General features: G+C 62.9%; 10 protein-coding genes. 4 read left to right on the forward strand and 6 right to left on the reverse strand.

What is annotated here, in order from left to right:
- Positions 1-199: 199 nt before the first annotated feature.
- Positions 200-2,503: an NADP-dependent malic enzyme gene (locus RO07_RS22160; protein ID WP_039405853.1), complete on the reverse strand. Its 2,304-nt coding sequence runs from the start codon at positions 2,501-2,503 to the stop codon at positions 200-202.
- Positions 2,504-2,902: 399 nt separating this feature from the next.
- Between RO07_RS22160 and thiL the strand changes: the two genes are divergently transcribed.
- From thiL to RO07_RS22175, 3 genes are read left to right on the forward strand one after another with little or no spacing between them, the layout of a single operon-like run.
- Positions 2,903-3,913, forward strand: a complete 1,011-nt coding sequence (gene thiL, locus RO07_RS22165; RefSeq protein ID WP_052266805.1) for a thiamine-phosphate kinase — start codon at positions 2,903-2,905, stop codon at positions 3,911-3,913.
- On the forward strand, positions 3,910-4,431 hold the full coding sequence (locus RO07_RS22170; protein WP_039405855.1) for a phosphatidylglycerophosphatase A family protein: 522 nt from the start codon (positions 3,910-3,912) through the stop codon (positions 4,429-4,431). Before thiL ends, RO07_RS22170 begins: the two co-directional genes overlap by 4 nt.
- Before the next feature lie 21 nt (positions 4,432-4,452).
- Entirely contained in the window at positions 4,453-4,956 is a 504-nt protein-coding gene (locus tag RO07_RS22175) for a CinA family protein (RefSeq protein WP_039405857.1), read from the forward strand.
- A gap of 194 nt (positions 4,957-5,150) precedes the next feature.
- Here the strand turns inward: RO07_RS22175 and pyrF are convergent, their stop codons facing one another.
- Entirely contained in the window at positions 5,151-5,963 is an 813-nt protein-coding gene (gene pyrF / locus RO07_RS22180; RefSeq protein ID WP_039405859.1) for an orotidine-5'-phosphate decarboxylase, read from the reverse strand.
- A gap of 137 nt (positions 5,964-6,100) precedes the next feature.
- Positions 6,101-7,063, reverse strand: coding sequence for a magnesium/cobalt transporter CorA (corA, locus tag RO07_RS22185; RefSeq protein ID WP_039405861.1), 963 nt, complete (start codon positions 7,061-7,063; stop codon positions 6,101-6,103).
- Between the two features lie 284 nt (positions 7,064-7,347).
- On the opposite strand from corA, the gene RO07_RS22190 reads away from it, so the two are divergent.
- Positions 7,348-8,220 carry a mechanosensitive ion channel family protein gene (locus RO07_RS22190; RefSeq protein WP_039405864.1) on the forward strand — a complete coding sequence of 291 codons (873 nt, stop codon included), beginning with the start codon at positions 7,348-7,350 and terminating at the stop codon, positions 8,218-8,220.
- Between the two features lie 149 nt (positions 8,221-8,369).
- Here RO07_RS22190 and mtgA read toward each other — a convergent pair whose 3' ends face one another.
- The 3 genes from mtgA to lpxO all read right to left on the reverse strand — a co-directional run bounded on the left by mtgA (position 8,370) and on the right by lpxO (position 11,033).
- On the reverse strand, positions 8,370-9,128 hold the full coding sequence (gene mtgA, locus RO07_RS22195) for a monofunctional biosynthetic peptidoglycan transglycosylase (protein WP_039405867.1): 759 nt from the start codon (positions 9,126-9,128) through the stop codon (positions 8,370-8,372).
- Between the two features lie 9 nt (positions 9,129-9,137).
- The gene (gene aroE / locus RO07_RS22200; RefSeq protein ID WP_039405870.1) at positions 9,138-10,010 is read right to left on the reverse strand and encodes a shikimate dehydrogenase; all 873 of its coding nucleotides are present in this window, start codon (positions 10,008-10,010) and stop codon (positions 9,138-9,140) included.
- A gap of 126 nt (positions 10,011-10,136) precedes the next feature.
- A complete protein-coding gene (gene lpxO, locus RO07_RS22205) occupies positions 10,137-11,033 on the reverse strand; it encodes a lipid A hydroxylase LpxO (protein ID WP_039405873.1) in 897 nt (298 codons plus the stop codon).
- Positions 11,034-11,144 lie beyond the last annotated feature (111 nt).

Raw genomic sequence — 11,144 nt, forward strand, 5'->3', positions numbered from 1 at the left:
ATGTCGGCTTACATTTTGCAACCAAACCGCTCGATAAAACCATGAAAAGACAACGTTTTTCATGACAGTAAGCACCCACATGAGCATATACGACGCAGAAATTGCGACGCTCCAATAGCGAAACGCCGCCCCCATTAGGGCGGCGTTTTGTCGCTAACGTGCGCCGAACAGCGGCGAACCGCCACAGCCGTTCGTCGGATCAGTGAACCTCTTGTTGCGCCGCCGCATCGGCCACCACGAGGGCGGCCATGTTGATGATGCGGCGCACCGTGGCCGACTCGGTCAGGATATGCACCGGCTTGGCCGCGCCGAGCAGAATCGGACCGATCGCCACGTTGTTACCGGCCGCCGTCTTGAGCAGGTTGTAGGCAATGTTCGCGGCATCGATGTTCGGCATCACCAGCAAGTTGGCGGCGCCGGTAAGCGTCGAATCCGGCATGATGCGTGCACGCAGTTCCGGGTCGAGCGCGCAGTCGCCATGCATTTCGCCGTCCACTTCCAACTCGGGCGCGCGATCCTGCAGGATCGCCAGCGTTTCGCGCATCTTGCGCGCGCAATTCGCGTCACTCGTGCCGAAGTTCGAGTGCGAGAGCAGCGCCACCTTCGGGTGAATCCCGAAACGGCGGATTTCTTCCGCCGCCATCAACGTGATTTCGGCCAGATCTTCCGCGCTGGGATCCTGGTTGATATGGGTATCGACGAGGAATATCTGACGATTCGGCAGAATCAGCGCATTCATCGCGCCGTAGACATGCCCTCCGGCCCGTTTGCCGATCACGCGGTCGATGAAGTGCAGGTGACGCCCCGGCGTCGAGACCGTGCCGCAGATCATGCCGTCCGCCTCGCCCTTGCGCACCAGCATGGCGGCGATCAGCGTCGTGCGGCGGCGCATTTCGACGCGCGCGTACGAGGCGGTCACCCCCTTGCGGTTGGTCAGCTGATGATAGGTCTCCCAGTAATCGCGGTAGCGTTCGTCGTGCTCCGGGTTGACGATGGTGAAATCGACACCCGGCGTGAGACGCAAACCGTATTGCTGGACGCGATGTTCGATGACTGCCGGGCGGCCGACCAGAATCGGCGTTGCCACGCGCTCGTCGACCAGCACTTGCACGGCACGCAGCACACGCTCTTCCTCGCCCTCGGCGAACGCGATGCGCTTCCTTTCGGCGGGCAAGCTGCGCGCCACCGAGAACAATGGCTTCATCAGACCGCCGCTGTGATACACGAATTGCTGCAGCGACTGGCTGTAGGCGTCGACATCCGCGAGCGGACGCGTGGCCACGCCGGCGGCCATCGCCGCTTCCGCCACCGCGGTGGCGACCTTGACCAGCAGACGCGGATCGAACGGCTTCGGAATCAGGTATTCCGGGCCGAACGAGAGATTCTTGATGCCGTAGGCCGACGCAACGATGTCGCTTTGCTCCTGACGCGCCAGTTCCGCCAGCGCGTTCACGGCGGCGATTTCCATCGAGCGCGTGATCGTCGTGGCGCCGACGTCGATCGCACCGCGGAAGATGAACGGAAAGCACAGGACGTTGTTGACCTGGTTCGGATAGTCGGTGCGGCCGGTCGCCATCACGCAATCAGGACGGACTTCCTTCGCCAGCTCCGGCGTGATTTCCGGATTCGGATTCGCCAGCGCAAAGATCAGCGGCTTGTCGGCCATGGTCTTGACCATTTCCGGCTTGAGCACGCCCGCCGCCGACAGACCAAGGAAAACATCGGCGCCGCCGATCACATCGGCCAGGCCGCGCGCTTCGGTTTTCTGTGCAAAGCGGATCTTCTCCGGATCCATCAGTTCGGTACGGCCTTCGTACACCACGCCGGCCAGATCCGTCACCCAGATGTTCTCAATGGGCAGTCCCATGTCCACCAGCAGATCCAGGCACGCGAGCGCGGCAGCGCCGGCCCCGGACGTGACCAGCTTCACGGACTGGATATCCTTGCCCACGACCTTCAGACCGTTGATGAGCGCCGCGGCGACCACGATGGCCGTGCCGTGCTGATCGTCATGGAAGACCGGAATCTTCATGCGTTCGCGCAGCTTGCGCTCGACGATGAAACACTCCGGCGCCTTGATGTCTTCGAGGTTGATCGCGCCGAAGGTCGGTTCGAGCGCCGCGATGATGTCGACCAGCTTCTCCGGGTCCTTCTCGTCGATCTCGATATCGAACACGTCGATATTGGCGAACTTCTTGAACAGCACGCCCTTGCCTTCCATCACCGGTTTCGACGCGAGCGGGCCGATGTCGCCCAGGCCCAGCACCGCCGTGCCGTTCGAGATCACGCCGACCAGATTGCCACGCGCGGTATAGCGCGAAGCATTGAGCGGGTTCACGACGATCTCCTCGCACGCCGCCGCGACGCCCGGCGAGTATGCCAACGCCAGATCGCGCTGATTGAGCAACTGCTTGGTCGGCGCGATGGCGATTTTGCCGGGCGTGGGGAATTCGTGATACTCGAGCGCAGCTTCGCGCAGTTTCGGATCGATCGGCGTGGGCATGTGGAAAAGCTCTTGGCAAACGGGAATGGGCAAAATTTCAGTGCGAATTGTAGCCCCATTTATTCACGTCATTTATGCAAAAAACGGATAAGGGCTCCACCCGCTCCGTGCCGATCGTCGTCAAAAAATCGCGCAAATTCAACGTTGCATTGCACCATGAGGCCACTTTTCAGTCTATTGGCGAAACAACGCTCAGGTGTTGTCCGAATCCCCGATAATCCGTCATCCGATTTCGTTGCCCGACGTGGTTTCTCGCTTGGGCAAAGCGCCCCACCCTCTTAGAATAGGATTTCGTGCTGCACGATACTGCGGCCCTTTCATTCATTGCCGGCGCCGGCATCCATCGTTGCACCAGTTTCGTGCATCGCTGTGTCCTGGCCAGCAACCGAGCCTTCGCTCATGACTACGCCCTCTTCGCCGCCCTCGCCGCCTTCGCCACTCTCCGAGTTTTCGCTGATCGACCGCTTCTTCGCCCATGCCACGCGCCCGACCGAACACGTGGCACTCGGCATCGGCGACGACTGTGCATTGCTGCAGCCCGGCGCCGGCGAGCAATTGGCGATTTCGACGGACATGCTCGTGGAGGGACGACACTTCTTCCCGGATGCCGATCCGCGCGCACTCGGCCACAAGACGCTTGCCGTCAATCTGTCGGACCTGGCGGCGATGGGGGCGAAGCCGATCGGGTTCACGCTGGCAGTTGCGCTCCCCGACAGCGATCCCGCGTGGCTCGGTCCCTTCGCCGAAGGCCTGGCGGCACTGGCCGATCGGTACGCGTGCCCGCTCGTCGGCGGCGACACCACGCGCGGTCCGCGCAATCTGTGTGTGACGATTTTCGGCAGTGTACCCGGCGAGCAGGCGCTGCGACGCGATGCGGCGCGGCCCGGCGACGACATCTGGGTGTCCGGCGAACTGGGGGACGCACGGCTCGCACTCGGTGCGATGCGCGGCGAATGGCCACTGACGGGAGACGACCTCGCGCAGGCGCGGCGTGCGATGGATCTGCCCGAGCCGCAGATCGTGCTCGGCCTCGCGCTGCGTGGCGTGGCGCGTGCTGCGCTCGATGTCTCGGACGGCCTCCTCGGCGACCTCGGACACATTCTCGAGCGCTCGGGCGTCGGGGCGCGAGTGAATGTCGACGCCCTGCCGCGCTCGGAATTGCTGGCGCGGCAAGCACCGGAGATACAGCGCCTCTGCACGCTGGCGGGCGGCGACGATTACCAATTGTGCTTCTGTGCCGACAGCGCACAACGCGAGCGTATCGAAGCCATCGGCCACGAACTCGGCCTGCGCGTGACGCGTATCGGTACAATATCGGTTCCCGACGCTCGTCAGCAGTTGCTGCAACTTCAAGACAATACCGGCGCGAGCGTCGCTGCCGATTTCAAAAGTTTCGACCATTTCCAATGAGCACTGATCAACCGGCCGCGGTCAATCCGGGCAGCGGTCCGCGCCGGCCGACCTCGCGGTTCCTGCTATCGCACCCCGCGCATCTGTTTTCTCTCGGATTCGGCACCGGCTTGTCGTCCTTCGCCCCGGGCACCGTTGGCACGTTATTCGGCTGGGCATCGTATCTAGTGCTCAATCTGTATCTGACGGTCAGCGGCTGGGGCGTGCTGATCGCGGCCTCCGTGGTCGGCGGCGTCTGGATCTGCGGCTATACCGCCCGCAAGCTCGGCACGCAGGATCCGAGCGCCGTGGTGTGGGACGAAATCGTCGCCTTCTGGATCGTGCTGCTGCTGATTACGCCGGCGAGCTTCGTCGGTCAGTTGGTGGCTTTCGTGCTTTTCCGTTTCTTCGATGCCGTGAAGCCGCCGCCGATCCGTTACTTCGACCGCACCGTGAAGGGCGGGCTGGGCATCATGCTCGACGATCTCGTTGCGGCGTTCTGCACGCTGCTCGTCATCGCGCTGTGGCGCTCGATCTGATCTTTTTGAAGGTGTCGTCCCGTGGTTTCCGAACAAAATCTCCTGACCCAACTCTCGGTGAAGGTTGGCAATCGTTTGCGTGACGAACGGTTGATGCTCGCAACCGCCGAGTCGTGCACCGGTGGCCTGGTCGCCACGGCGATCACCGATATTTCGGGCAGCAGCAACTGGTTCGAGCGCGGCTTCGTGACGTACTCGAATCAAGCCAAGACTGAAATGATCGGCGTGCCGCCCGAGTTGATCGACAGGCACGGTGCGGTGAGCGAACCCGTCGCGCGTGCCATGGCCGAGGGCGCACTGCTCAACAGCCGCGCGCAGATTTCGGTGTCGATCACCGGCGTTGCCGGCCCTGGAGGCGGCACGGCGGACAAGCCCGTGGGGATGGTCTGCTTTGGGTGGAGCAATCGCGTGACCACCATTGTCGAGACCAGACACTTCAAGGGCGATCGCACGCAAGTGCGCAGTCAGGCTGCGCAACACGCCCTGCGCGGCGTCATCGAACTGCTGGACAGGGCGGAGGGCTGACTCGTCGCGGCGCTGCGTCGAAGCGTTCGCCGCCCCGCTTCTGCCACCTTGCTTCCCTCGCCTTGTTTCGTGGCTCCGCTCCCGCTGATCTCGACACTGCCTCTGCGGCCTTGGAAGATTGGCGCGCTCATCACGGCCGCGCCTGGCGTCACCTGTCGGATAGCGTCAATACACCGAAGCGCCGCGGAATCGGCTTAACGATAGGCGTTGATGCTGTCGCGCGTCTTCTGTGCGGCCGTGGCGGCCGCGGCTGCAAATTGTTCGTCGCGACCGGCGTAGATGATGGCGCGCGACGAGTTGATCATCATGCCCGTGCCGTTACCGGTGCGGCCAGCCTTCACGGTCGCCTCGACGTCGCCGCCCTGCGCCCCCACCCCCGGGATCAACAGCGGCATGTCGCCGACGATGCCGCGTACCGTGGCGATTTCCGCCGGGAACGTCGCACCGACCACCAAGCCGATCTGGCCGCTGGTATTCCAGGGTCCCGATGCGAGGCGCGCAACCGTCTGGTACAACGGCTTGCCGTCGACGTCGAGAAACTGCAGATCGCTGCCGCCCGGATTCGACGTGCGGCACAGCACGATCACCCCCTTGTCGGCATGCGCCAGGTACGGCTCCAGCGAATCGAATCCCATGTAAGGATTGACCGTCACGGCGTCGGCGCGGTAGCGCTCGAACGCCTCACGCGCGTACTGCTCGGCGGTGCTGCCGATGTCGCCGCGCTTGGCGTCCAGAATCACCGGCAGGCCCGGATGGTCGGCGTGAATATGGGCAATCAGGCGCTCGAGCTGATCTTCGGCGCGATGCGCCGCAAAGTAGGCAATTTGCGGCTTGAACGCGCACGCGTATGGTGCGGTGGCATCGACGATCTGGCGACAGAACTCGAAAATCGCCTCCGGCTTGCCTTGCAGGTGAGCGGGAATGCGCGACCGCTCGGGATCGAGACCCACACAGAGCAGCGAATTGTTGCGCGTCCAGGCCGCGTTGAGAGCTTCGGTGAATGTCATGACGGTGTTCCAGCGGGGTTCCGCGACGGTGAACCGACGCAGCGTGATTTGGGCGGGTGCGACCCCGCAAGGCCGTCATTTTACCTGCTCGGCGGTCGCGGGACCGCCGCCGCCGCACCGAAGTCCTCGGACAGCGCTCAGTCGAGCCAGCCGCGATGCCGGAAATACAGGAACGGCGCGATGGCCGAGAGAATCATCAACCCGACGGCGAACGGATAGCCCGCTTCCCACTGCAACTCCGGCATCATCTGGAAATTCATGCCGTAGATACTGGCGATAAGCGTGGGCGGAAGAAACGCGACCGCGGCCACCGAGAAGATCTTGATGATCTTGTTCTGGTTGATGTTGATGAAGCCGATGGTGGCGTCCATCAGAAAGTTGATCTTGTCGAACAGATACGCCGTGTGATTGTCGAGCGACTCGATGTCGCGCAGGATCTGCTTGCCTTCCTGGTACTGCTCGTCCTTGAGCATGCGCGCGCGCATCAAAAACGACACGGCACGACGCGTGTCCATCACGTTACGGCGAATGCGCCCGTTCAAGTCCTCTTCGGCCGCAATGCTCTCGAGCGCCTTGGCCGCATCCGCATCGCTGAGGTTCTTGCCGAGCACACGCTTGCTCACCCCTTCCAGCGCCGCGTAGACCCCTTCGAGCGAGTCGGCCGAATACTCGGCGTCGGTCGAATAGAGGTCGAGCAACACATCCATCGCATCGCGCACCGAACCGGGGCGAATACGCGCACGCATACGCACGAGGCGGAACACCGGCAGGTCTTCGTCGTGGATGGAAATCAGCAGATCCTTAAGCACCACGAACGCGACCGGCACGTTGCGCGATTGCTCTTCGTCGTCGAGCAGGAAGTCGGTGCGGATGTGCAGCACGCCGCCATCGTCCTCGTAATAGCGCGCCGATGCCTCGATATCGGTCACTTCGTCGCGCGACGGCAGCTTGACCCCATAGGCCTCCTCGACCCAACGGCGCTCCTCCTCCGATTCACTGTGCAAATCGACCCAGACCGGTGACACACTGGTCAGGTCGCTAGGTTGGTCACAACTCACCTGTTGCAGGCGGCCATGGTGGATGACGAAGGCATTGATCAAACGAGGTTCTCCCTGCTACGCGGCGACGCCAAGTGTAGCAGCCGCGCCACAGTCACGCCAATGGTGGCATACCGGGAGCCCCGCCCTGCGCATCGCGTCCCGTCTCCCCCGTGGACTGCCCTTGTCGGCCAAGGTCGGAAACTCACGTAGGAGTATTCCCAAAATCAATGGATTCCGCACCATCGATTGCGAACGGTGGCAAGCTGCGCAGAACCAAATCTACGCACTTCGCGTCAACGTTGATATCGCCGCCGTCGGGCGTGCATGAACAGGGAGAAGTTCAAATGACAGAAGTGACGGCCCCGCTCGTGTCCTTCGACACCGTGATGGGATTCCTCGCCGCCAACGCGGTGCGCTACGGCCTCTCGTTCGTGCAGGCCGTGCTGATTCTGCTGATCGGCTTCTGGATCGCATCGCGCCTCGCGCGCGTCATGCACAAAACGCTCAGCCGCTCGCCACACTTCGACGCCACGCTCAAGCCACTGATCGAGTCGATCGTGCTGTGGGCGGTACGCGGCGTTACGGTGATTGCGGTGCTCGCACAGTTCGGCGTGCAGACGACGAGCATCATCGCCGTACTTGGCGCCGCGGGCCTGGCCATCGGCCTCGCGTTGCAGGGCACGCTGCAGAACATTGCCGCCGGTACGATGCTGCTCGTCCTGCGCCCTTTCCGTAACGGCGACTACATCACGGCCGGCTCGGCGGTGGCGGGCACCGTCGAGGAGATCGGGTTGTTCACGACCTCGCTGACCAACGCCGACGGCATTTATGTTTGCGTGCCGAACAACCAGATCTGGGGACAACCGATCACGAACTTCAGTCGCAATGCCACGCGTCGCATGGAGATCACCGTGGGTGTTTCGCTCGACGACGATCTCGACGCCGCCATGAACGCCCTGCGCTCGCACGTGGCCGGCGACAAACGCGTTCTCGACACGCCGGCACCCGAGGTCATGGTCAAGCAGGTGAGCGACAGCGCCGTGATCGTGAACGTGCGTGTGTGGTCGCTACGGGAGAACTACTGGAGCCTGTACTGGGATATGCAACGCAGCGTGAAGGAAACGGTCGAGGGCGTGGGCTGCTCGCTGCCGTACCCGACGCGCACCGTCATGCACGTGCCGCCGCCCCCCGTTCCGGAGACATCGCAGCGCCACTGACGCCGGTCACGCGGCGCAGCCTCACGAAGTTCGTCTACCAGGCCGCCACGTGGCGCAGAACACGGGGTTGGCACGTTGGGCGGTGCGATCGATATCGACCGCCCTTTTTTCTTGTATTGTCGATTTCCTGTGCTGCCTGTTTCTCGCGCCTATTGCGGTAACTCGGCGGCGCCCATGCGTCGTGCAATGACGCCGGCACGTTGCGAAAGATAGGGTGAGTTTCGATGCGTATCGAAGTAGCGCGGGCGCGGCAGCATCACCGCCAGCCGTGCGGCCTGCCACGGGGAGAGCTTTGATGCAGGAATGCCGTAGTAATAGCGCGCGGCCGCCTCGGCGCCGAAGACCCCTTCGCCCCATTCGACCGAATTCAGATAGATCTCGAAGATCCGCTGCTTATCCATCCAGAATTCGAGCATCCACGTGATGCTCAACTCCTCGACCTTGCGTAAATAGCTCTTCTCGCTGGAGAGAAACAGGTTTTTCGCCAGCTGCTGCGAGATGGTCGAGCCGCCCGCGACGATGCGTCCCTTTTTCTGATTCTTCTCCCACGCGCCGAGCATCGCGTCGATCTCGTAGCCGTCGTGATTGACGAAGTTCGCGTCTTCACTGGCGATGATCGCCCGTTTGAGATTGCGCGAAATCTGGTCATATGGCACCCACTCGTGCTTGAGCACCGCCTTCGGATCGGACTCATGCAGACGCGCTTGCGCAGCACGCATGAAGGCCGTGGACTGCGGATTGAACCTGACCCACCAGCCGATCTGCAGGAAATAGTAGAGCTGGGTGGCAAGCACTCCCGCGACCAGCAGCGTGACCACATAGGCGGCCCAATGCCACGGTCCCCAGCGACGCTTGCGCGACTTGGGGGACGTGGAGGACGTACGCGAAGCTCGACGCGTGGCAGCCATCGACGGGTGTCAGCCTTTGGCGGTAAGTCGCGCACGCAGCGCCGCGCGCACGACGTCGGTGGACGGCCGCACGCCACGCCACACGGCGAACGCTTCGGCCGCCTGCTCGACGAGCATGCCGAGCCCGTCGGCGGCCCTCCCCGCACCGGCCGACAGCGCGTGCGTCATGAATACCGTCGGCTGGGCACCGTACATCATGTCGTAGGCGAGCGATCCCGCCGCATAGACACCGGCGGGCAGCGGCGGCACATCGCCCTGCAGACTGCCGGCCGTCGCATTGATGACGACGTCGAACCCCGCAGGCACGACATCCCAGCCGCCGCCTGTGAGCGATACGCCGTGACGCGCTGCCGCATCATGAAAACGCGCGACCAGTTCGTCGGCACGCGCGGCCGTGCGATTGGCGACGAACAGCGCCGCCGGACGCGCCTCGATCAACGGCAGCATCGCCCCGCGCGACGCCCCACCTGCCCCGAGCAGCAACACGCGGCGGCCGGCGAGCGACACGCCGAGCGGACCTTCGATATCGCGGACGAGACCGACGCCGTCGGTGTTGTCTCCGGTGACGCCCTGCGCATCGAACACCAGCGTGTTGACTGCGCCGGCGGCCTGCGCGCGCTCCGTGAGGCGATCGGCGAGCGCGTGCGCCTCGAGCTTGAACGGAACGGTGACGTTCGCGCCGCGCGCGCCGTTGGCGATGAAGTCGCGCACGGTGGCCGCGAACGCGTCGAGAGGTGAGAGCAGGCGCTCATACGTGAGGTGCTGCCCCGTCTCTCGCGCAAACTCCGCGTGAATGAACGGCGACTGGCTATGTTCGACAGGATGGCCGATCACGGCGTAGCGATCGGCAGGCGGTTCCCCGGCAGGCGTTTGGTTCGTCATCGTCGTCAAAGACGCGGCGCCTGGCTTTCGCTCAGGCGCCGCATTCAAATGTGTCTCGAATCATCCGGCGTCAAGGATGAGGCTTCGGAAAACCTTCCCCTCCGGCCGATATTCCCAAGGCGTCGATCACCAGAAAATCCACAGCGCAATGCCGCCGAACAACGCCCACTTCACCGCATAGTACACGTAGCGGTTCCACGCCTTGAGGCGCTTGCCGACGATGCGGATCGAGTAAATATACTTGAACGCCTTGTTCAGCCCGCCGGTGCGGTCGCCGGCATCGTTGGGCGAGGCCGCGGCACCGACGAGATGACGGCCGAGCCAATGATTCACGGCTTGCGTCCAGCGGTACTTCATCGGGCGCTCGACGTCACAGAACAGAATGATCCGATTCTGACCGCTCTGGTTTTCGGCGTAGTGGATATACGTCTCGTCGAAGACCACGGCTTTGCCATCGCGCCAGCTGTATCGCTGACCGTCGACGTCGATGTAGCAGCGATCGTCGTTCGGCGTCACGAGACCCAGGTGATAACGCAGCGACCCGGCGAACGGATCGCGGTGGCGCACGAGGCGGCTGCCGTGCGGCAGTTCGGCAAACATCGCCGCCTTGATCGCCGGGATCTTGCTCACGAGTTCGGTCGTCACCGGGCACAGCGCGTATGCCGAAGGGTGCGCCTTGTCGTACCACTTCAGGTAAAAGCGCTTCCAGCCGCTCTTGAAAAACGAATTGAAGCCGACATCGTCGTACTTGTCGGACGCTTTGATGCGGCTCGCATCGAGCAAGGCAACCGCTTCGGTACGAATCGCTTCCCAGTTCTGCCGCAACGGCTCGAGCTCAGGAAAGTTGTCGGTCTTCAGATACGGTGTCGTCGGCACACGCGAGAACGCGTACATGAACACGTTCAGCGGTGCCAGGAACGTCGAGTGATCGGACAGTTGCCGGAAAAACTTGTGGCGCACCTTGCCTCGCAGATGCACATACAGCGCGCAGGCGGCAATGATTGCCAGTACAACCCATTTCATGGCAGTGCACTTCCAGTTACAGTAAAACCCCGTAATTATAGAAATTTTTGGAAAGACTTACCGACCAGCCCCCAATGCTGACGGCTGACATCACACACCAACGGACGCGAA

The sequence above is a fragment of the Pandoraea pulmonicola genome (assembly GCF_000815105.2).
GTDB lineage: Bacteria > Pseudomonadota > Gammaproteobacteria > Burkholderiales > Burkholderiaceae > Pandoraea > Pandoraea pulmonicola.

Bases quoted from the DNA above. Each gene is read 5' to 3' on its own strand.
- RO07_RS22170 (WP_039405855.1), top strand. From the start codon at position 3,910: ATGAGCACTGATCAACCGGCCGCGGTCAATCCGGGCAGCGGTCCGCGC.
- RO07_RS22190 (WP_039405864.1), top strand. From the start codon at position 7,348: ATGACAGAAGTGACGGCCCCGCTCGTGTCCTTCGACACCGTGATGGGA.
- lpxO (WP_039405873.1), bottom strand. From the start codon at position 11,033: ATGAAATGGGTTGTACTGGCAATCATTGCCGCCTGCGCGCTGTATGTG.
- aroE (WP_039405870.1), bottom strand. From the start codon at position 10,010: ATGACGAACCAAACGCCTGCCGGGGAACCGCCTGCCGATCGCTACGCC.
- pyrF (WP_039405859.1), bottom strand. From the start codon at position 5,963: ATGACATTCACCGAAGCTCTCAACGCGGCCTGGACGCGCAACAATTCG.
- mtgA (WP_039405867.1), bottom strand. From the start codon at position 9,128: ATGGCTGCCACGCGTCGAGCTTCGCGTACGTCCTCCACGTCCCCCAAG.
- thiL (WP_052266805.1), top strand. From the start codon at position 2,903: ATGACTACGCCCTCTTCGCCGCCCTCGCCGCCTTCGCCACTCTCCGAG.
- RO07_RS22160 (WP_039405853.1), bottom strand. From the start codon at position 2,503: ATGCCCACGCCGATCGATCCGAAACTGCGCGAAGCTGCGCTCGAGTAT.